Source organism: Agrococcus sp. ProA11 (assembly GCF_039880525.1).
Taxonomy (GTDB): domain Bacteria; phylum Actinomycetota; class Actinomycetes; order Actinomycetales; family Microbacteriaceae; genus Agrococcus; species Agrococcus chionoecetis.
This window is the reverse complement of sequence record NZ_CP156989.1, coordinates 150,605-171,259: the sequence shown is the minus strand read 5'-3', so window position 1 is coordinate 171,259 and position 20,655 is coordinate 150,605. Positions and strand designations below refer to the sequence as shown.

Annotated in this window: 20 protein-coding genes; 15 read left to right on the top strand and 5 right to left on the bottom strand. The window is 72.8% G+C overall.

Translation table 11 applies throughout. From position 1 onward, the window contains the following. Positions 1-96 precede the first annotated feature (96 nt). Positions 97-567, top strand: a complete 471-nt coding sequence (locus ABG090_RS00835; RefSeq protein WP_347755531.1) for a hypothetical protein — start codon at positions 97-99, stop codon at positions 565-567. A 24-nt stretch (positions 568-591) separates the two neighbouring features. Here the strand turns inward: ABG090_RS00835 and ABG090_RS00830 are convergent, their stop codons facing one another. Further along, positions 592-1,437: a DUF1206 domain-containing protein gene (locus ABG090_RS00830; RefSeq protein ID WP_347755530.1), complete on the bottom strand. Its 846-nt coding sequence runs from the start codon at positions 1,435-1,437 to the stop codon at positions 592-594. Between the two features lie 108 nt (positions 1,438-1,545). Here ABG090_RS00830 and ABG090_RS00825 point away from each other — a divergent pair, with 108 nt between their 5' ends. The 3 genes from ABG090_RS00825 to ABG090_RS00815 all read left to right on the top strand — a co-directional run bounded on the left by ABG090_RS00825 (position 1,546) and on the right by ABG090_RS00815 (position 4,656). Then, positions 1,546-2,730: a type III polyketide synthase gene (locus tag ABG090_RS00825; protein WP_347755528.1), complete on the top strand. Its 1,185-nt coding sequence runs from the start codon at positions 1,546-1,548 to the stop codon at positions 2,728-2,730. A 95-nt stretch (positions 2,731-2,825) separates the two neighbouring features. Beyond that, positions 2,826-3,512 carry a class I SAM-dependent methyltransferase gene (locus ABG090_RS00820; protein WP_347755526.1) on the top strand — a complete coding sequence of 229 codons (687 nt, stop codon included), beginning with the start codon at positions 2,826-2,828 and terminating at the stop codon, positions 3,510-3,512. Next, positions 3,505-4,656 (top strand): NAD(P)/FAD-dependent oxidoreductase, encoded by a 1,152-nt coding sequence (locus ABG090_RS00815; RefSeq protein ID WP_347755524.1) that lies wholly within the window; start codon positions 3,505-3,507, stop codon positions 4,654-4,656. Before ABG090_RS00820 ends, ABG090_RS00815 begins: the two co-directional genes overlap by 8 nt. A gap of 19 nt (positions 4,657-4,675) precedes the next feature. Here ABG090_RS00815 and ABG090_RS00810 read toward each other — a convergent pair whose 3' ends face one another. Further along, the gene (locus ABG090_RS00810) at positions 4,676-5,536 is read right to left on the bottom strand and encodes a UbiA family prenyltransferase (RefSeq protein ID WP_347755522.1); all 861 of its coding nucleotides are present in this window, start codon (positions 5,534-5,536) and stop codon (positions 4,676-4,678) included. Between the two features lie 114 nt (positions 5,537-5,650). Between ABG090_RS00810 and ABG090_RS00805 the strand changes: the two genes are divergently transcribed. Then, positions 5,651-6,307: a dienelactone hydrolase family protein gene (locus ABG090_RS00805; protein WP_347755520.1), complete on the top strand. Its 657-nt coding sequence runs from the start codon at positions 5,651-5,653 to the stop codon at positions 6,305-6,307. 12 nt (positions 6,308-6,319) lie between these two features. Here ABG090_RS00805 and ABG090_RS00800 read toward each other — a convergent pair whose 3' ends face one another. Next, positions 6,320-7,429 carry a YbdK family carboxylate-amine ligase gene (locus ABG090_RS00800; protein ID WP_347755518.1) on the bottom strand — a complete coding sequence of 370 codons (1,110 nt, stop codon included), beginning with the start codon at positions 7,427-7,429 and terminating at the stop codon, positions 6,320-6,322. A 109-nt stretch (positions 7,430-7,538) separates the two neighbouring features. Between ABG090_RS00800 and ABG090_RS00795 the strand changes: the two genes are divergently transcribed. The 4 genes from ABG090_RS00795 to ABG090_RS00780 all read left to right on the top strand — a co-directional run bounded on the left by ABG090_RS00795 (position 7,539) and on the right by ABG090_RS00780 (position 13,528). Then, on the top strand, positions 7,539-8,450 hold the full coding sequence (locus tag ABG090_RS00795; protein WP_347755516.1) for a Ku protein: 912 nt from the start codon (positions 7,539-7,541) through the stop codon (positions 8,448-8,450). 1 nt (position 8,451) lies between these two features. Then, positions 8,452-10,899, top strand: a complete 2,448-nt coding sequence (locus ABG090_RS00790) for an ATP-dependent DNA ligase (protein ID WP_347755515.1) — start codon at positions 8,452-8,454, stop codon at positions 10,897-10,899. A 209-nt stretch (positions 10,900-11,108) separates the two neighbouring features. Further along, positions 11,109-12,359, top strand: a complete 1,251-nt coding sequence (locus ABG090_RS00785; RefSeq protein ID WP_347755513.1) for a CoA transferase — start codon at positions 11,109-11,111, stop codon at positions 12,357-12,359. Beyond that, positions 12,356-13,528: an acyl-CoA dehydrogenase family protein gene (locus tag ABG090_RS00780; protein ID WP_347755511.1), complete on the top strand. Its 1,173-nt coding sequence runs from the start codon at positions 12,356-12,358 to the stop codon at positions 13,526-13,528. Before ABG090_RS00785 ends, ABG090_RS00780 begins: the two co-directional genes overlap by 4 nt. Before the next feature lie 35 nt (positions 13,529-13,563). On the opposite strand, the gene ABG090_RS00775 is transcribed toward ABG090_RS00780, so the two are convergent. Further along, a complete protein-coding gene (locus ABG090_RS00775; RefSeq protein WP_347755509.1) occupies positions 13,564-14,382 on the bottom strand; it encodes an HAD family hydrolase in 819 nt (272 codons plus the stop codon). After that, positions 14,383-14,907 carry a DinB family protein gene (locus ABG090_RS00770; RefSeq protein WP_347755507.1) on the bottom strand — a complete coding sequence of 175 codons (525 nt, stop codon included), beginning with the start codon at positions 14,905-14,907 and terminating at the stop codon, positions 14,383-14,385. It abuts the gene before it with no gap. Positions 14,908-15,037: 130 nt separating this feature from the next. Between ABG090_RS00770 and ABG090_RS00765 the strand changes: the two genes are divergently transcribed. The 6 genes from ABG090_RS00765 to paaZ all read left to right on the top strand — a co-directional run bounded on the left by ABG090_RS00765 (position 15,038) and on the right by paaZ (position 20,473). Next, complete coding sequence (locus ABG090_RS00765) at positions 15,038-15,187, top strand: hypothetical protein (RefSeq protein ID WP_347755505.1); 150 nt, start codon at positions 15,038-15,040, stop codon at positions 15,185-15,187. A 256-nt stretch (positions 15,188-15,443) separates the two neighbouring features. Continuing rightward, positions 15,444-16,628 carry an acetyl-CoA C-acyltransferase gene (locus tag ABG090_RS00760; protein ID WP_347755503.1) on the top strand — a complete coding sequence of 395 codons (1,185 nt, stop codon included), beginning with the start codon at positions 15,444-15,446 and terminating at the stop codon, positions 16,626-16,628. Beyond that, positions 16,625-17,362, top strand: a complete 738-nt coding sequence (locus ABG090_RS00755; protein ID WP_347755501.1) for an enoyl-CoA hydratase/isomerase family protein — start codon at positions 16,625-16,627, stop codon at positions 17,360-17,362. The genes ABG090_RS00760 and ABG090_RS00755 overlap by 4 nt, the downstream gene beginning before the upstream one ends. Beyond that, on the top strand, positions 17,359-18,240 hold the full coding sequence (locus tag ABG090_RS00750) for a 3-hydroxyacyl-CoA dehydrogenase family protein (RefSeq protein ID WP_347755500.1): 882 nt from the start codon (positions 17,359-17,361) through the stop codon (positions 18,238-18,240). Before ABG090_RS00755 ends, ABG090_RS00750 begins: the two co-directional genes overlap by 4 nt. Continuing rightward, positions 18,237-18,410 carry a hypothetical protein gene (locus tag ABG090_RS00745; protein ID WP_347755498.1) on the top strand — a complete coding sequence of 58 codons (174 nt, stop codon included), beginning with the start codon at positions 18,237-18,239 and terminating at the stop codon, positions 18,408-18,410. Before ABG090_RS00750 ends, ABG090_RS00745 begins: the two co-directional genes overlap by 4 nt. Next, positions 18,407-20,473 (top strand): phenylacetic acid degradation bifunctional protein PaaZ, encoded by a 2,067-nt coding sequence (gene paaZ, locus ABG090_RS00740; RefSeq protein ID WP_347755496.1) that lies wholly within the window; start codon positions 18,407-18,409, stop codon positions 20,471-20,473. The genes ABG090_RS00745 and paaZ overlap by 4 nt, the downstream gene beginning before the upstream one ends. Positions 20,474-20,655 lie beyond the last annotated feature (182 nt).

Here is a 20,655-nt window from a genome sequence, read left to right as displayed (position 1 = left end):
GGCGGACTCGCCCGGCAGGCGAATCCCACGGCTGGCCGATCGGCTAGCGCAGTTCATAGCGGAACAGAGGACGATGGTCTGCATAGGAGGTGCATGATGGATCGCAATCGCAATCGCCGACTCGAGGACTGGGTCGAGCTCGCCGCTGCCGCCGTCGAGCGCTCCCGCAGGTCGATCGGCGCCGACGAGGTGGCTCGCCGCGTCGAGGCATCGGTCTCCGACGAGGACTACGACACGGTCGTGCGCGTGCTGCGCACCATGGGGCGCGATCTGCAGTCCACCGGCGCCGACCTCACGGCGCTCGACGAGCGGCTGCGCGCCTCCGCCCATGTGGAGCACCACCCGCATGTGCCGGAGACGCCTGAGGACGCCGCGACGCATGACCAGCTCGTGGCAGACGTCCCCGAGCAGAACCCCGAGCAGAGCGTCGAGCAGAACCCCGAGCCGACGCTGCGCGACCTGCCGGGCCAGCAGCGCTCCAAGCTGACTCCCGCGCAGCTCGCCCTCCAGCTTGCACGGCTGCGCAACCCGATCCTGCCGCACCCCGGACGCGGTCGCCGCGCCTGAGCGCCACCGCTCTTGCGGTGGGCGTCAGCGATTCCAGAGACCGCGCGCCAAGCAGTACACGCCGTAGATCATCAGGCCGAGCGCGACCGCGATCAGCGCGAACACACCTCCCGGCACCGTCGTGAGCGACTGCAGCGCGCCGTCGAGCCCGGCCGCCTGGTCGGCGTCGTGCGTGAACGCGGCGATCACGAACAGGGCGCCGACGATGAAGATCGCGACCCCCTTCGCCGGATAGCCGACCATGCCGAGCAGCTCGACGGCGTGGCGGAAGCGGGCGGGCGGCGCGACGTCCTCGAGGAACTTCTTCTGCACGCCCTTGATCACGAAGTACACGCCGACCGCGGCGGTGGCGACGCCCACCGCACCGACCAGGAACAGCCCGAACGGCTGCTCCATGAGCGCCGCCGAGAGCGACTTCGCATCGGAATCACCGCTGCCTGAACTGCCGAGCGCTGCCGTGAGGGCGGTCACGCCGACTGCCGCGTAGGCGATGCCGCGGCCCGCGCTCTTCAGCGCATCCGTCCGATCGCGCCGCGAATCGGCGACCGCGGACACGAACGCGTGCAGCGCGAGCGCGAGCATCGCGATCGCGACCGCCCAGATCGCCACGCCCCCGAGCGGCGTCTGCTCGATTGCGCGCATCGCGCCCTGCTGGTCGGCCGAGCCACCGTCGCCGAAGGCGATGCCGAGCGCGATCGCACCGATGATGAAGTGCACCAAGCCGTTGGCGATCTGGCCGGCGGCCGTCACCCAATCGGCCGCGGGGTGGTTCTCGGCGCTCGCCGCCGCGGACTGCGCCTTGTCGGTCGCGTCATCAGCCGACGACTTCGCCTTGGATGCCGCGGAGCCGTGTCCGCCGTTGCTTGCCATGCGCACACGCTAGTCCGTGCGGCTGGGATCAGCGTCCTGCAGGTTCGCGACCGTCGCCGACCCAGGCCACACCGGGGAACGCAAAGGGTTCGCTCGTTACAGTCGCATATGGCCATCTCCATCCGCTCCATCGAGACCGCGGTGCCCGCCACGGAGCTGCGGCAGGACGAGATCCGCGACCTGTTCGCGGGCCAGCCCGACCTCAGCCGCCTGGGCGGCCGCCTCGTGCATGCCGCGTTCGACGCCTCCGGGATCGACACCAGGTACACGGTCATCGACGAGCTCGGCACCGAGCACGGCCGCCGGGTGGTCGACGCGGCGGACGCGGATGCCGAGCGCGCGACGTTCTACGACGCGGCGTCGGGCGCGATCCTCTCCCCCGCCACGGGCAAGCGCAACGACGTCTACACCGACACCTCACCCGCGCTGTTCCTCGGCGCGGCACGCGCCGCGCTCGACGCGGTGCCGGATCTCGACGCCGCCGACGTCACCCACGTGATCACGGTGTCGTGCACGGGATTCTTCGCGCCCGGCCCCGACTTCGCGATCGTGCAGGACCTGGGCCTCGCGCCCTCCACGCAGCGCTACCACCTGGGCTTCATGGGCTGCTACGCCGCCTTCCCGGCCCTGCGCGCGGCCCACGCGTTCTGCCTCGCGGACCCCGATGCCGTGGTGCTCGTCGTCTCCGTCGAGCTGTGCTCGCTGCACCTGGCCTCCTCCGACGACCCCGACACGATCGTCGCATCCTCGGTCTTCGCCGACGGCGCGGCAGCCGCGGTCGTCACCGCGCGCCCCGCACCGGCCGGCGCTGCGGTGCTCGACCTCGACGCGTTCGAGACGGTCATCACCCCGATCGGCGAGGCGGACATGGCCTGGACAATCGGCGACCACGGCTTCGAGATGGTGCTCAGCCGCTACGTCCCCTCCATCATCGAGGAGCACATCGTCAGCGCGCTGACGCCGCTGCTCGAGACGGTCCCGGATGTGGCGGAGCAGCCGCACGCCGCGATCCCCCGGTGGGCGATCCACCCCGGTGGCCGGAGCATCCTCGACAAGGTGCAGGCCACGCTCGGCCTCTCCGACGCGCAGCTCGAGCCGTCGCGCGAGACGCTGCGCACGGTCGGCAACATCTCGAGCGCGACGGTGCTGTTCGTGCTGCGCCGCATCCTGCACGGCGACCGTCAGCACGAGGAAGGTGACCTGGTCTGCGCAATGGCATTCGGCCCCGGCCTCACGGTCGAGACCGCCCTGCTCACCCATCGCGTCGCCGGCATCGGCGAGCCGGCGGCGTGACGCCCCCTCCCGCGTCTGCAGGCGATGGGAACGCGATCCCCCGCCCGCCGCGCTGGCCCGATCTCACCACCCGCGAGCGCCGCGAGCGTGAGCTCATGGACGACCCCGACTGCGATCCCGTCGCCCTGCGCACCACCTACGCGCTCTTCCGGCCGATCAACCGGCTGGTCTCCGGCTGGCGCCGCATCTACCTCCGCCAGCTCCGCCCGGCGTTCTCGCCGACCCGCGCGACCACGCTGCTCGACATCGGCTCCGGCGGCGGCGACGTGCCGCGCGCGCTGGCCGCATGGGCCGCACGCGACGGCCTGCTGCTCGACGTCACCGCCATCGACCCCGACGAGCGCGCGCACGAGTTCGCGAGCGGGCTCGACCCGGTGGCGAACGTGCGGTTCCGTCGGATGCTGAGCGCCGACCTCGTCGCCGCCCACGAGCGGTTCGACATCGTCACGTCGAACCACCTCCTGCACCACCTCGACCAGGCGGGCCTCGCCGCCCTGCTCGCCGACAGCGAGCGGCTCGCCAGGCGGCTCGTCGTCCACAACGACATCGCCCGCGGCAACCTGGCCTACGCCGTGTACCGAGCGGCGACCGTGCCGCTGGCGCGCGGCTCGTTCGTGCACTTCGACGGCTCGCTCTCCATCCGGCGCAGCTACCGCGCACCCGAGCTGCGCAGCACGCTGCGCGACATCGGTGCCGACGACGGATGGCACGTCGACACCTCCGTGCCCTTCCGCATGATCCTGCGGTGGACGCCGCCTCGGGACGGGCAGTCGCGTGCGTGATGTCCTCATCATCGGCGGCGGCCCCGTCGGCCTGCTGCTCGCGACGCTGCTGGCCGATGCCGGCCTCGACGCCGCGGTGTGGGAGCGCCGGGAGTCGGTCGCGCCGCTGTCGCGCGCCATCGGCATCCACCCGCCGTCGCTCGTCGCGCTCGAGCGGGCCGGGGTCGCCGACGCCGTGCTCGCCGAGGCGCTGCCGATCCGGCGCGGCATCGCGAGCTCGGGCGGCAGCGTGCTCGGTCAGGTCGCGTTCGACCGTGCCCATCCGCGCTTCCCGTTCGTCGCGGCGCTGCCGCAATCCCGCACGGAGACGCTGCTCGCGGCGCGCCTCGAGCGGCTCGCGCCCGGGGCGCTGCGCCGCGGCGTCGCGCTGGAGTCGCTGCACCCGACCGACGGCGACGTGCGGGCGGCCGGTCGCGCGACGCGGACGGATGTCGAGCACCGGGCGCCCGTCGAGGAGCGCGCGCGCTTCGTGATCGGCGCCGACGGTGCGCGCAGCGCCGTGCGCGACCTGCTCGGGATCGCCGCGCCCGTGCACGACTACCCCGACACCTACGTCATGGGCGACTTCGCCGACAGCTGGCGCGCGCCCGACGCCTTCGTGCACCTGGAGGCGGGCGGCGTGGTCGAGGCGTTCCCGTTGCCGGGCGGCATGCGCCGATACGTCGCGCACACCCCGCACCCCGCCGAGCCGACGCCGGCCTGGCTCGCCGAGCTCGTCGCCGCGCGCACGGGCGTCGACCTCGATCCGGCGACCGCGACCATGCTGAGCGCGTTCGGCGTGCGACGACGGCTCGCCGCCCGGATGGTCGCGGGGCGCGTGGTGCTCATCGGCGATGCGGCGCACGAGATCAGCCCGATCGGCGGCCAGGGCATGAATCTGGGCTGGCTGGATGCCGCCGCGCTCGCGCCGATCCTGGTGGCGAGCGTGCGTGCCGGCAGACCGGATGCGGCGGCGCTCCGCACGTTCGAGGCGCGTCGCACGACGAGCGCGCGCCGGGCGGCGCGCCAGGCGGAGCTGAACATGGCGCTCGGCCGACCGGTGCGCGGCGCTCGGCTCGCGGCACGGAACGCCGGGCTGCGCATCGCGCTCCGCAGCCCCGCGAGCAGGCTGCTGGCGTCGGTCTACGCCATGCGCTGGTCCTGACGCGCCCCGCCGCTCTGCGTCAGGAGATGAGACGGGTGCCGCTGAGGCCCAGCTGCACCGCGATCAGCAGCGACGCGACGATGATGAGCCGGAACAGCAGTCGGCTCGGCGGCCGACTCGCGACGAGCACGATGCCCCACGCGGCGATCCCGAGCGATGCCACGAGCCCGCCGATCGCGACCGGCGACGGCGTCGCAGCCGCGCCCGCGACGCCGCTCGACACCCACGGCCCGACGAGCACGAGCAGCGCGGCGACGGCGAGTGCGAGGAACGCGACGACTCCCGACACCACACGGCCCAGCCGGTGCGGCAGCCCGACGACGCCGGTGCGTGCATCGTCGGCGAGGTCGGGCAGCACGTTCGTGAAGTGGATCGAGATGCCGAACACCGCGCCGACGGCGATCGCCCACGGTGCCGCGACGGCCGGCTCCGGCAGCGCGAGCGTGACGACGGTCGGCAGCAGGCCGAAGCTCACGATGAACGGCACCACCGACCAGGCCGTGCGCTTGAGACCCGCGTTGTACGCCCATCCGGATGCCACGAGCACCAGGTGCGCCACCCCCGCCCAGAGGCCGAGCGCGAAGGAGACCGCCATCGCCACCGCAACAGCGACGAACGCCGCCGTGCGCACGGTGCCGACGGTCACGAGCCCCTGCGCGACCGGCTTGTCGCTGCGGCCGACCGCCCGGTCGCGCTCAGCGTCGATCCAGTCGTTCGACCAGCCGATCGAGAGCTGTCCCGCGACGATCGCGAGCGCCAGCGCGGCCACGCGCAGCGGCGACATCCCGATGGCTGCCGCGAGGACGGCGGAGAGCGCGGTCACCGCCACCGTCGGACCCGGGTGGGAGGAGAGCGCGAGAGCCGTTGCCCGGGCGAACATCCCGTCAGCCTAGGGGAACGACCCGGAACGCCGACTACCCTCTGACGCGATGCGACGCGGCACGGCCGCGTGCGACAGGACGGAGCCGTCCGGCTCCCCGAGCGAGGAGGCAGCATGAGCGAGACGACCGGAGCGAGCGCGCAGGCAGCGACGAGCTGGCACGGCACCGCCGGTGACCCGGTGGTGGTGCTGGCGCACGACTGGAACGGCAGACTGCCGTGGATCGAGGAGCTCGCCGAGACGCTCGCGGGCGAGGGATTCCGCGTCGCGGTCCCGGACTTCTTCGAGGGCCGCACCACGACTGACGATGACGAGGCCGGCGCGCTCCTCGCCGAGCGGTACGACGATCTCGACGGCGCGTACCGCATCCTCAGCGAGGCGATCGGCGAGGCCCGTGCGGAGGGCAGCGAGCGCGCGGCCGTCGTCGGCTTCTCGATGGGCTCGACGCTCGCGCTCGGCTACGCGGCGCACGGTGCGCTGGAGGCGGTCGTGGCCTACTACGGCGCCGCGATGCCCGGCACGCAGACGGGGCCGCGCACGCCGGTGCTCTTCCAGCTCGCCGAGACCGACGACTGGAGCGGCCGCGAGGCGCCGGAGGACTACCGAGCGCGGCTGAGCGGCGAGGGCTACGACGACGTCGAGCTGCGGCACTACGCGGGCTCGGTGCACGGGTTCCAGAACGCGCAGATCGCGAAGCGCTACAACGCGGATGCCTCGGCCGAGGCCTGGGAGTCGACGGTGGCCTTCCTGCGCGAGCACCTGCTGGGCTGATCCGCGCCGGCGTCAGGCCACGAAGGCGGCGCGCAGCAGCCGCGCGAGCGCGGCAGGCCCCTCCGAGAGCGCGGCGCGCTGCCGGGCGGCGCCGTTGCCGTCGGCGCGCGCGCGCTCGACCAGCGCAGCGACCCGCGGCAGGTCACCCACCGCGGCCAGCGCGGGCCCGACCGCATCGAGCATCCGCTCGATCACGACCCACGCGGGGGCGAGCGTGGCAGTGACGGGGTCGACGAGCGTCTCCTCGAGCCCGTGCCGGGCCGCATGCCAGACCGCCGAGTCGACGAACTCGTGGTGCTCCGCAGCCGCCGCGTGCGGCAGGTCGCCCGCCGCTGCGGTCTCGACGAGCGCGCGGGTGAGCAGCGCCGCGGCGACCGTCTCGTCGGCCGTCAGCTGCGCGTCGAACACCCGCAGCTCAAGCGTCGGATAGCGCTCGGGAAGCCGCATCATCCACGCGATCGAGGCGATATCGAATGTCGTGCCGATGCCCAGCAGCCCGCGGATGCGCCGCCGATAGTCCTCTCCGTCGGCGAACGCGGGCGGCACCGACGCGGTCGCGAAGCGGCGCCCGACGATGGTGCGCCAGCTCGCGAAGCCGGTGTCGGCACCCGAGAAGCAGGGGGAGTTCGCCGTCAGGGCGATGAGCGGCGCGAGCCACGGCCGCAGCGCGTTCATCACCGCCACGCCCTCGTCGGCCGAGGCGACCGCCACGTGCACGTGCTGGCCCTGGATGCGGTGGTCGGGATGGATCGCCCCGAGCGTGCGGACGAAGCGCGCGTACCGCTCCCCCGTGCCCACCGACGAGTGGCCGCCGCCGAAGGTGGTGCCGACGCTCGCGACCAGCAGCCCGCGGCGCTCGGCAGCACGCTGGAGGGTGTCGCGGAACTGCCGCACGACGCGGTCGGCGGTGTCGCCGTTGGTGAGCAGCGGCGACGAGAACTCCACCTGCGCCTTGAGGTACTCCGCGCTCACCCAGTCGGACACGGCGTGCCCGTCGCAGACCTCGGCGATCACCTCGTCGGCCACGTCCACCGGGTCGAGCGTGTCCGGGGTCAGCAGGATGACCTCCTCCTCGATGCCGAACGTGCGGGGCGAGGCTGAGATCGGCGCGGTGACCGTCATGTCCGGGATTGTCCCCCTGCTGGCTGAGCGCCCGGTGACAGCATCCAGCCGCGCGTTTCCTGGGAGATGCCCCCTAGCGGCGCTCAGATCGGTGGTGGACAGTGAGAGCATGCGAGCGATCTGGAAGGGCTCGATCACGTTCGGGCTCGTGAACGTACCGGTCAAGCTGTATTCGGCGACCGAGGAGCACGACCTTGAGCTGCATCAGGTGCACGACGCCGACGGCGGCAGGATCCGCTATCAGCGGCGCTGCGAGGTGTGCGGCAAGAAGGTGGCGTACGAGCACATCGACAAGGCCTATGACGATGGCGAGCAGACGGTGGTGCTCACCGACGAGGACTTCGAGGCGCTGCCGGTCGAGCGCAGCCGCGACATCGAGGTGCTGGAGTTCGTACCGAACGAGCAGATCGATCCGATCCTGTACGAGCGCAGCTACTACCTGGAGCCCGACTCGAAGAGCTCGAAGGCCTACGTGCTGCTCCGACGCGTGCTGGAGGACACCGAGCGCACCGCGATCGTGAAGCTGTCGCTGCGGCAGCGCACCCGGCTCGCCTCGCTGCGGGTGCGCGATGGCGTGCTGATGGTGCAGACGATGCGGTGGGCCGACGAGGTGCGCGAGGCCTCGTTCGAGAGCCTCGAGGAGGATGTGCGGATCGGCAAGCGCGAGATGGAGCTGGCCCGCTCGATCGTGAGCGACCTGGAGGCCGACTTCGAGCCCGAGCAGTATGTCGACGAGTACCAGGAGCAGCTGCGCACCCTGGTGGAGGCGAAGCTCGACCAGGGCGAGGCGCTCGACACCGCCGCGACCTTCGGCGAGCAGGAGGACGGCGAGGGCGGCGAGGTCATCGACCTGCTCGAGGCGCTGCAGGCATCGGTCGAGCGCAAGCGCGGGTCGGGTTCGACGGCGAAGGATGGCGACGCCTCGGCCAAGCGCTCCAGCGGCACGTCGAAGGCCGCGAAGCAGCCGGCGGCGAAGAAGGCCGCTGCGAAGAAGCCGGCCGCGAAGAAGAAGTCCGCCTGACGTGGCCGCGGCCGAGCGCATCACCGTCGGCGGCAGGACCCTGCGGCTGACGAACGCCGACAAGGTGCTCTACCCGTCGACCGGCACGACGAAGCGCGACGTGCTCGAGTACGTGCTGCGGGCATCCGACGCCCTGATCGCGCACTCGGCGCTGCGACCGGTGACCCGCAAGCGCTGGCCGGACGGGGTGGGCACGGCGCGCAAGCCCGGGAAGCTCTTCTTCCAGAAGGGACTCGAGCGGGGTGCGCCGGAGTGGGTCGAGACCGTCGAGCAGCAGCACAGCACCGGCAAGAAGCAGTACCCGGTGCTGAGCGAGCCCGCGACGCTCGCCTGGATGGCGCAGATGGGTGCGCTCGAGCTGCATGTGCCGCAGTGGCGGATGGTCGACGGCGAACGGGCGAACCCCGACCGGCTGGTGCTCGACCTCGACCCCGGCGACGGGGCCGACCTCGACGACTGCGCGCGCGTGGCGCTGCAGGTGCGGGAGCTGCTGGTCGACATCGGGCTCGATCCGGTGCCGCTGACGAGCGGCAGCAAGGGCATCCACCTGTATGCGCGGCTCGACGGCACGGTCACCAGCGAGCAGGCGAGCGAGGTCGCGCGACAGCTGGCGCGGTCGCTCGAGCAGATGCATCCTGACGAGATCGTCAGCGACATGAAGAAGGCGCTGCGCCACGGCAAGGTGCTCATCGACTGGAGTCAGAACTCCGCGTCGAAGACGACCATCGCGCCGTACTCGCTGCGCGGCAGGCTGCGACCCACCGTCGCGGCGCCGCGCACCTGGGAGGAGATCGAGGCCGGCGGGCTCGAGCAGCTCGAATACCCGGAGGTGCTCGAGCGCCTGGAGCGCGACGGCGACCTGATCGCGGCGCTCGATCCGCCCCCTGACCGCCTGGAGAAGTATCGGGGGATGCGCTCGGCCGAACGCACGCCGGAGCCCGTGCCGGCCGAGCCCGCCGTGCCCGGCGAGGGGCGCTCGTGGGTGGTGCAGCGGCATCAGGCGCGCCGGCTGCACTACGACTTCCGGCTGGAGCAGGAGGGCGTGCTCGTCTCGTGGGCGGTGCCGAAGGGCCTGCCGACGACGCCGGCGCAGAATCGGCTCGCGGTGCAGACCGAGGATCATCCGCTCGAGTACGGCTCGTTCGAGGGCACGATCCCCAAGGGCGAGTACGGGGCCGGCACGGTCGAGATCTGGGATGCGGGCGAGTTCGAGCTCGAGAAGTGGCGCGACGACGAGGTGATCGTGGTGCTGCAGGGGCGCGCCGACGGCGGCCTCTCGGGCACGCCGACGCGGTTCGCGCTCATCCGCACCGACGCGAAGAAGCGGCAGTGGCTGGTGAAGCGGATGAAGGCGCAGCCCGGCGACGACTCGGCGCACGCCGACGAGCAGGGCGGCACCGAGGCGCGCGCGCGCTCGCGGCGCGGCGCGCGCACCGAGGGCGTGCCCGCGCGGCGCTCGCTGACGCTGCGCTCGGGCGCGAAGCGCCGCGCCCTGCCCACGACCGAGCTGCGACCGATGCTCGCGACGCTGGGCGACGCATCCGACCTCGAGGACGAGCACGAGTGGTCGTTCGAGGTGAAGTGGGATGGGTGGCGCGCCATCGTGCAGCGCGCCGGCGACGCGGTGCGGCTCGTCAGCAGGAACGGGAAGGATCTGGCGGAGGCGTTCCCCGAGCTGGTGGAGGCGCTCCCGGCCGCCATCGGGGCGGAGCAGGCGGTGCTCGACGGCGAAATCGTGATGCTGCGCAAGGGCGTCGCGAAGTTCGAGGCGCTGCAGGAGCGCGCCGGGCTCTCGGGCCGGCCTGCCGCGCGGGCGGCGGCGCAGTCGCCGGCGACGCTCATGCTGTTCGACGCGCTGGAGATCGATGGCGAGCGGATCGTCGGCGAACCGCTCGACGAGCGGCAGTCGCGACTCGATCAGCTCGTGCACGAGAGCGCACGCGTGAAGGTGTCGAAGCCGCTGCGCGGCCGGCTTGCCCGCATCCTCGAGGCGACCGCCGATCGGGGCGTGGAGGGCGTGATCGCCAAGCGGCACGACAGTCGCTACAAGCCGGGCAGGCGATCGGCGGACTGGCTGAAGCTCAAGCACGTGCTGGCCCGCGAAGTGGTCGTGGTGGGATGGCTGGAGGGCAACGGGTCGCTGGCCGGCACGGTCGGCGCGCTCGTGCTGGCGCTGCCGGGTGAGGACGGGCGGCTGCGCTACGCGGGCAGGGTCGGCACCGGCTTCTCGCACGCCGAGCGAGATCGGCTGCGAGACCGGCTGCAGCCCCGGAAGACGACGCCCACTGTCGACGACCTGCCGGCGGATGTGGCGCGCAAGGCACGCTGGGTGCGCGCGGCCGTCGCCGAGGTCGAGCACACCGAGCAGACCGCCTCGGGTGCGCTGCGGCATCCGGTGTGGCGGGGCCTGCGTCCCGACAAGTCGCTGGCCGACCTGCACGCGGAGTAGCGCGCCCGCCCTCGATCTCGTGACGCCCACGGCCTCCGGCCGCGGCCTCCTCGATCAGCGGGCTCTCCTCCGCGGGTCGAGGAGCGGGCTCTCCGCCGCAGGGCCCCACCCCCGTAGGTCGAGGAGCGGGCGGCGCAGGCGCCCGCGTCACGAGACCGGGACCGCCCTGCGCCGCCCGCGCTCCGCGCCCGATCCGCCATGCTGGAGCCATGACCGATGACGCGCGCGACGACGCGCCACTGGCAGGCATCCTCGTCGCCGACCTGTCGCGCGTGCTCGCCGGCCCGCTCGTCGGCGCGACGCTCGCCGACCTCGGCGCCCGCGTGATCAAGGTCGAGCAGCCCGGCACCGGCGACGGCACCCGCTCCTGGTCCCCGCCCGCATCCGCCACCGGCTCCACCTACTTCGACAGCGCCAATCGCGGCAAGGAGTCCGTGCTGCTCGACCTCGCCGAGTCCGGCGATCTCGAGCTCGCCCGCGAGCTCATCGCCCGCGCCGACGTGGTGATCGAGAACTTCCGGCCCGGCGGCGGCGCCCGCCTCGGCCTCGATCGCGATGCGCTGCTGGCAGAGCATCCGGGTCTCGTGTGGTGCTCCATCACCGGCTACGGCTCGCAGCCCGGTGGCGCCGATCGTGCCGGCTACGACTTCGTGCTGCAGGCCGCGAGCGGCCTCATGCACATCACCGGCGACGCCGACGGCCCGCCGACGAAGGCGGGCGTCGCGCTCGTCGACGTGCTGACCGCGAAGGACGCGCTGGCCGGCATCCTCGCCGCGCTGCTGCGCCGCGGACGCACCGGTCGCGGGGGCCTGGTCGAGGTGGCCCTGCTGTCGAGCATCCAGGCGGCGCTCGTGAACCAGCTGCAGGCGGTGCTGGGCCCGATCGGCGACGGCGCCGACCCGGATGCCGCGAGCTCGACGCCGGCGCAGGAGCCGCGCCGCGCCGGCAGCGGGCATCCGTCGATCGTGCCCTACCAGCTGCTCGAGACCGGCGACGGCCCGCTCGCGGTCGCCGTCGGCACCGACGGGCAGTTCCGCGCCTTCGCGGCGCTGCTCGGCGAGCCCGCCCTCGCCGACGACCCGCGCTTCGCGACCAACCCGCAGCGCGTCGCGCACCGCGACGAGCTCGTGCCGCTGCTGGAGGGCGCACTTGCATCCGCCGGCGCCGAGGCCTGGGAGGCGCGGATGCTCGCCGCCGGCCTCGTCGCCAGCCGGGTGCGCACGATCAGCGAGGGGCTGCAGCTGGCCGTCGATGTCGGGCTCGACCCCATCCGTGCCGTGCACGGCGCTGCCGGCCCCGGGCGGCAGCTCGCGTCGCCGATTCGCCTCGATCGCGTGGCGCGCACCGCGAGCGCCGCGCCGCCGCTGCTCGGCGAGCACGACGCGGCCGTGCGAGCCTGGCTCTCGCAGCCGCATTCGCCTGCTCTCTACCCGTCTGCATCCGACAGAGGAGCGCCATGACCACCGACCTGCTCGACATCGAGTCGCTGCTCACCGACGAGGAGCGCGCCGTGCGCGCGCGGGTGCGGGGGCTCGTCGACCGCGAGATCAAGCCGCACATCGCCGACTGGTTCGAGCGCGCGCACTTCCCGCGCGAGCTCATCCCCGCGCTCGCCGCCGAGGGGCTGCTCGGCATGCACATCTCGGGCTATGGATGCGCAGGCGCGTCCTCGGTCGAGTACGGCATCGTGATGCAGGAGCTCGAGGCGGGCGACAGCGGCATCCGCACGTTCGTGTCGGTGCAGGGATCGCTCGCGATGTCGGCGATCGCGAAGCACGGTTCCGAGGAGCAGAAGCAGCAGTGGCTGCCGCGCATGGCCGCCGGCGAGGCGATCGGATGCTTCGGGCTCACCGAGCCGAACGCCGGCAGCGACCCCGGCGCGATGCAGACCTTCGCGCGCCGCGACGGCGACGACTGGGTGATCGACGGCGCGAAGCGCTGGATCGGGCTCGCCTCGATCGCCGACGTGGCGGTCATCTGGGCGCAGACCGACGAGGGCGTGCGCGGCTTCCTGGTGGAGACATCAACCGACGGTGTGCCGACCGCGGGCTTCACGGCGACGCCGATCGAGCCGAAGCTGTCGATGCGCGCGTCGATCCAGTGCGACATCGAGCTCGACGGGGTGCGGGTGCCCGAGTCGATGCGGCTGCCGGAGGCGCGCGGGCTGCGGGCGCCGTTCGAGTGCCTCAACGAGGCGCGCTTCGGCATCGCCTGGGGCGCGCTGGGCGCCGGGCGCGACGCGCTCGAGGTCGCGCTGGCCTATGCCGGGGAGCGCGAGATCTTCGGGCGACCGCTCGCGGGCATGCAGCTGACGCAGGCACGGCTGGCCGAGATGGTGCTGTCGCTGCAGCAGGCGCAGCTGCTGGCGCTGCACCTCGGGCGGCGGAAGGACGCGGGCCTGCTGCGGCCGCACGAGATCTCGATGGGCAAGCTCGCCTCCTGCCGCACCGCGATCGACATCTGCCGTGAGGCGCGCGCGATCCTGGGCGGCAACGGCGTCTCGCTCGAGCACTCGCCGATGCGGCACGCGGCCAACCTCGAGAGCGTCCGCACCTACGAGGGCACCGACGAGGTGCACACGCTCGTGATCGGGCAGGCGCTGACGGGGCTGGCGGCCTTCCGCGGGTAGGCCGTCGCGCCGACCGGGACGCGGCCCGCGGAGCGTCAAGCCAGCAGTCGCTCCAGCACCTGCACGACGCCGTGCTGGTCGTTGCCGGGCGCGCGGTAGCGGGCGGTCGAGTGCACCTCGGGATGCGCGTTCTCCATCGCGAAGGTCCACTCGGCGTCGGCGAGCATGCCGAGGTCGTTGAGGTAGTCGCCGAAGACGACCGTCTGCCCGGCCGTCACGCCGAGCTCGCGCTGCAGCGCCTCCACACCCAGCCGCTTGTCGACGCTGTCGCGCGTCACGTCCACCCAGCGCGGCGACCCGATCGTGATGCGATGCCCGTCGTGCACCGGCTCGAGCCAGCGCGCGGCGTCGGCGGAGGATGTGCCGTTCGCGTGCACCGCGAGCTTCAGCACGTCGTCGGTGTGCTCGAGGAGATCCGCCACCGACTCGAGCGCCACGTGGTACTTGTGCGCCTGCTCGACGAATGTGGCCTCCCGCGACTCGATGGAGGCGATCTCGCGGCGGCTCACGACGAGGCCCAGCTGCCCGTCGGTCTCGCGCACGCGATGCACGACCTGCCGCACGGCATCCGCTGTCACCGTGGTGGTGCCGATCACCTCGCCGCCGTGCGTGACGATGGCGCCGTTCTCGGCGATGCTCGAGAGCCGACCGGCGCGCTCGAAGAGGTGCTCGAGCGTCGCGAGCTGGCGACCGCTCGCGGGCACGAAGGCGATGCCCGCATCGTGCATGCGCTCGAGCAGCGGCCAGAACGAGTCGGGCACGCGCCCGTGGGCGTCGAGCAGCGTGCCGTCCATGTCGGCGACGACGAGACGGATGTCGAGATCCCCAGGCAGCTCGCGCCAGTCGGCAGCCACTCAGTCGGCCCAGCGCACGTCGACGACGTGATGCTCGAGGTCGTGCAGCGCGTAGACGAGCAGCGTCTCGACCGTGAACATCGAGCCGTTCGAGCGCCGGCCGCTGCGGGCCCACGCGTCGTCGGGCACGGCATCCGCCGCGTTCGCGAGCGATGCCGCCGCCAGGTCGAGCTGGGCCGCCACGTGCTCGGGGTCGAGGCTCGGGTAGCGGCCGTCGAGCGCCGCCCGATCCTGATCCCAGTTGGCGAACTCGGGGTCGTCCTGCTCGAGCATCTGGCGCAGCCGCGTCAGCATCACGCCGCACACATCGCGCACGTGCGCGCCGTACTCGAGCGGCGACCAGGTCGCGTCGTCGGGCCGCTTCGTCACGGCCTCGCCATGCAGCCGTTCATGCATCGCCGCCGCCGCGTGCCGGATCCGGCGGCCCAGGTCGTCGCGCTCCACCTCCAGCGGGTCGAACCCGCACTCGGGGCAGCGCTCGTGCAGCACCCAGGTCCAGTCCTTGGTGTCGGGTTCGATCGGCATGCTCCGAGCATCCCACCCGCGCGGATCATCCGGAAGGATGACCGTCGCTGACCGGCAGGCGGATGCGCCCGGCCACGCCCCTTTCCTAGCGTCGAACACACGGCGACGCCGCACACGAAAGGGGCCTGTCATGGACATGTTCGACCTGCTCGGGACGATCGCGAACGTTGCGCTCGCAGCGCTGGCGCTCGCGACGGCGACCATCGTCGTGGTCGGCAGCGCCGTCATCGCCGGCGCGTGGGCGCTCGGCGCACTCGCCGGCCGCGACCGCCACGCCTGACCCGCCTGACCCGCCCGACCCGCCGTCCCTGGCGCGCCCGACCCGCCTGAGCCGCCGCCCCCCCGTCCGTCAACCGGCTCCCTGGTCCCGCAGCACGAAAATCCGCTTCCCGAACCACCAGCTCGGTCGGCCGACGGGCCGCTCGCTTGCACGCGCCTCCGCGGGGGCATACTGTATTCCTGAACGATCGGTCACTAATTCGGGTGCGGCTCGAGCCGGCCCGGTGATCGTCAGTGACGACGGAGTCAGGAGTCCCATGCCCGAGGCCCTTCTCGTCGGCGGCGCACGCACGCCGGTCGGCCGCTACGGCGGCGCGCTCGCCGGCGTCCGCCCCGACGACCTCGCAGCGCTCGTGATCGGCGAGGCCGTGCGCCGCGCCGGCATCGAACCGGCCACGATCGACGAGGTCATCTTCGGCGCCGCCAATCAGGCCGGCGAGGACAACCGCAACGTCGCCCGCATGGCGACCCTGCTCGCGGGCCTGCCCGACGAGGTGCCCGGCATCACGGTCAACCGGCTCTGCTCCTCCGGCATGTCGGCGATGATCATGGCTTCGCAGATGATCCGCGCTGGCGATGCCGACATCGTGGTCGCCGGCGGCGTCGAGTCGATGACCCGCGCCCCCTGGGTGCAGGCCAAGCCCGAGCGCCCGTGGGCGAAGCCCGGCGAGGCGTTCGACACCTCGATCGGCTGGCGCTTCGTCAACCCGCGCATGACTGCGCGCGACAAGGCCACCTTCTCGATGCCGGAGACCGCCGAGGAGGTCGCGCGCGTCGACGGCATCACCCGCGAGGAGGCGGACGCCTTCGCGCTGCGCTCGCAGGAGCGCGCCATCGCCGCGATCGACGCCGGCCGGTTCGACGACGAGATCGTCGCCGTGCCGACGAAGGCGGGCGACGTGACGGTCGACGAGGGGCCGCGCCGTGAGACGACGATGGAGGCGCTGGCGCGCCTGCGCCCCGTCGTCACCGGAGGATCCGTGGTCACCGCTGGCAACGCATCCAGCCTCAACGACGGCGCATCGGCGATCGTGGTCGCGAGCGACGCCGCCGTCGAGCGGTTCGGGCTCACCGCCAGGGCGCGCGTGGTCGGCGGCACCAGCGTCGGCCTCGCGCCCGAGATCATGGGGCTCGGCCCCGTGCCGGCCACCGAGAAGCTGCTGGCCCGGACTGGGCTGCAGGTGGAGGATCTCGGCGCGATCGAGCTGAACGAGGCGTTCGCGACGCAGTCGATCGGCACCATCCGTCGGCTCGGCCTCGACGACAGCCTCGTGAACGCCGACGGCGGCGCGATCGCCCTCGGGCATCCGCTCGGCTCCTCCGGCTCGCGGCTGGTCGTGACGCTGCTCGGCCGCATGGAGCGGGAGGGCGCCGACCGCGGCCTCGCGACCATGTGCATCGGCGTCGGCCAGGGCACGGCGATCATCCTGGAGCGCGTGTGAGCGAGACGCTGCGCATCGAGGAGCACGCCACGCACGTGCTCGCCACCCTCGACCGGCCCGAGAAGCGCAACGCGATCGACCAGGAGCTCGTCGACGCGCTGCACGCGCTCTGCGCCCGGCTCGAGGTCGAGCACCGCACGCTCGTGCTCACCGGGGCCGGCGGCTCGTTCGCCGCGGGCGCCGACATCGCCCAGCTCCGCGAGCGTCGCGCCGCCGACGCGCTCGAGGGCATCAACACGCGCTGCTTCCAGCGCATCCGTGCCCTCCCCATGCCGGTGATCGCGGTGCTGGACGGCTACGCCCTGGGCGGCGGTGCCGAGCTGGCCTATGCCGCCGACATCCGCATCGGCACTCCGAGCCTCAAGATCGGCAACCCGGAGACCGGCCTCGGCATCATCGCCGCCGCCGGCGCCACCTGGCGGCTGCCGCAGATCGTCGGCGACGCGCGTGCCGCCGAGATGCTGCTCACCGGCCGGATCCTGAACGCCGACGAGGCGCTCGCTGCGGGCCTGGTGAGCGCAGTGCTGGAGCCCGACGCCGCCCTCGCGCACGCGACCGAGCTCGCCGAGCGCATCGCGAAGCTCGACCCGGCGGCGACGCAGGCGACCAAGCGCGCGCTCCTCGCGCCGGCGAGCGCCCACCCCGAGATGGAGCTGCAGGAGCAGTCGGTGCTGTTCGAGAGCGACGAGAAGATGCGACGCATGACCGACTTCCTCGAGAGGCGCAAGCGATGAACGACCAGACGGATGCTGTGCTCGGTGCCGGCGCCCCCGAGCGCGTCGGTGTGCTCGGCGGCGGACGCATGGGCGCCGGGATCGCGCACGCCTTCGTGCTCGCGGGCAGCCAGGTGGTGGTCGTCGAGCGGGACGCGGCCGCGGCCGACGCCGCTCGCGAGCGCGTCACCGCGAGCCTGCGCAAGAGCGTCGAGCGCGGCTGGTCGGAGTCGCTCGTCGAGCTCGAGGGCCGCATCGCGGTCGCGCTCGACGTCAGCGCGTTCGACGAGAGCGACCTCGTGGTCGAGGCGGTGCCCGAGGACGAGGATCTGAAGGCGGATGCGCTGGCCCGCGTCGAGGCCGTCCTCGGCTCCCATGCGGCGCTCGCGAGCAACACCTCCTCCATCTCCATCGATCGCTTGGCGACTCGCCTCGACCGCCCCGAGCGGTTCCTGGGCCTGCACTTCTTCAACCCGGTCCCCGCATCCGCCCTGGTCGAGATCGTGCTGGGCGACGCGACCGAGCCGCGGCTCGCGAACGACGCCCGCGCATGGGTCGAGGCGATCGGCAAGACGCCCGTGACCGTGCATGACGCGCCCGGCTTCGCGAGCTCGAGGCTCGGTGTCGCGATCGGACTGGAGGCCATCCGCATGGTCGAGGAGGGCGTCGCGAGCCCCGGCGACATCGACGCGGCGATGGAGCTCGGCTACAAGCACCCGGTGGGGCCGCTGCGCACCACCGACATCGTCGGCCTGGATGTGCGGCTCGGCATCGCCGAGCAGCTGCACCGCGACCTGGGCGACCGCTTCGCGCCGCCGCAGCTGCTGCGCGACATGGTCGCCGACGGCCGCCTCGGCAAGAAGTCCGGCCGCGGCTTCTACGACTGGCACGACGCGTGACGCCCCCAACCGTCGAGCTTCCCGAAACGGCGCGGTTCCACCCCGAACCGCTCGATTCGGGGACGCTCGCCCCCGCACCCACCGCCGAGCTTCCCGAGACGGAGCGGTTCCGCACCGAACCGCTCGATTCGGGGACGCTCGACGACGACGAGACGAAGGATCGACGATGACTCGACTGCTGCCCAGCTACATCCAGGACGCATGGTGGGAGCCCACCGACGCGAGCGACGCGACCGTCGTGCGCGACGCGAGCACCGGCGAGGAGGTCGTGCGCGTGAGCGCGAACGGCCTCGACACCGTCGCCGCCCTCGACCACGCGCGCACGATCGGCCAGCACAGCCTCGCGCCCCTCACCTTCCACCAGCGCGCCATCCTGCTGAAGCAGTTCGCGATCGCGCTGACCGAGCGCAAGCAGGAGCTCTACGACCTCAGCTATCAGTCGGGTGCCACGAAGGCGGATTCGTGGGTCGACATCGACGGCGGCATCGGCGTGCTCTTCACGTACTCGTCGAAGGGCCGCCGCGAGATGCCGCAGTCGACCGTCTACCTCGACGGCGCGGTCGAGCCGCTGTCGAAGGACGGCTCGTTCCTCGCCCGCCACATCTGCACGACCCTGCCGGGCGTCGCGGTGCAGATCAACGCCTTCAACTTCCCCGTCTGGGGCTCGCTCGAGAAGCTCGCGCCGGCCTTCCTCGCCGGCATGCCGACCGTCATCAAGCCCGCCACCCCGACGGGCTTCGTCGCCGAGCACATGGTGCGCATCCTGGCCGAGTCGGGCCTCCTCCCCGCCGGCGCCGTCCAGATCGTCAACGGCTCCGCCCGCGATCTGCTCGACCACCTGCAGCTCGGCGACACCGTCGGCTTCACGGGCAGCGCCTCGACCGCCGACGCACTGCGCCGCCACGACGCGGTGCAGGCCCGCGGCGTGCGCTTCACGGCAGAGACCGACTCGATCAACGCCTCCGTGCTCGGCCCGGATGCCGTCGAGGGCACGCCCGAGTTCGACGCCTTCGTGCGCGGCCTCGTCACCGAGATGACGTCGAAGGCCGGGCAGAAGTGCACGGCCATCCGTCGGGCGATCGTGCCGACGGGCATGACCGATGCGGTGGCTGCCGCGGTCGAGGCGCGCATCGCCGCGAAGGTGGTGCTCGGCGACCCGCGCGGCGAGGGCGTCACCATGGGCCCGCTCGCCTCCGTCGAGCAGCGCGACGAGGTGCTGCAGCAGGTCATGAAGCTGCGCGAGGGCGGCGGCCGCGTCGTGGTCGGCGGCGACGCCGCCTCGGTGCGGCTGGCCGACGGCTCGATGGGAGCCGCAGAGGAGGGCGCCTTCGTCGCGCCGACGCTGCTCGCCTTCACCGACGCGGAGGCCGAGGCACTGCACTCGGTCGAGGCCTTCGGCCCGGTGTCATCGCTGGTCGAGTACGGCAGCCCCGAGCAGGCAGCAGAGCTCGTCGCCCGCGGCGGCGGCTCGCTCGTCACCTCGGTCGCAAGCTACGACGGCGCGTTCGTCGGCGAGCTCACGCGGCGCATCGCGGCGCACAACGGCCGCATCCTGCTGCTCGATCGCGACGACGCGCGCGCCTCCACGGGGCACGGCTCGCCGCTGCCGATGCTCGTGCACGGCGGCCCGGGTCGCGCCGGCGGCGGTGAGGAGCTGGGCGGCATCCGCTCGGTGCTCCACCACATGCAGCGCACGGCCATCCAGGGCTCCCCCGCCATGCTGACCGCGGTCACGGGCGTGTGGCACTCGGGTGCCCCGGCCTCGACCGAGCCCCCGCACCCGTTCCGGAAGTCGCTGGCGGAGCTCGAGATCGGCGACCGGGTCGTGTCGGAGCGGCGCGAGATCACGCTCGACGACATCGAGCACTTCGCCGAGTTCACGGGCGACACGTTCTATGCCCACATGAACCAGGAGGCCGCCGAGGCGAACCCGTTCTTCCCGGGTCGCGTCGCGCACGGCTACCTGCTGCTGTCGTTCGCTGCCGGGCTCTTCGTCGAGCCCGCGCCCGGCCCCGTGCTCGCGAACACCGGTCTCGACAACCTGCGCTTCATGACGCCGGTCTCCCCCGGCGACACCCTGCGCGTCACCCTGACCGCGAAGCAGATCACGCCGCGCGAGACCGACGAGTACGGCGAGGTGCGCTGGGATGCGGTGCTGACCAACCAGGACGACGAGGTCGTCGCGCAGTACGACCTGCTCACCTACGTCGCGAAGACGCAGCCGCAGGCCTGACCTGCGCGCCGGCCGGCTCCCGCTGCGGGGTCGGCCGGTCGCGCGGCATCGGTACCGAAGTGTCGCCTCCGCCCACGCCACGCGACACTTCGGTACCGGAGCGCGGAGCCGGGAGGCAAGGCGTGCCGCGACCGGTACGGATGTGTCGCGCGGTCAGGCGCGAGGCGACCGTTTGGTACCGG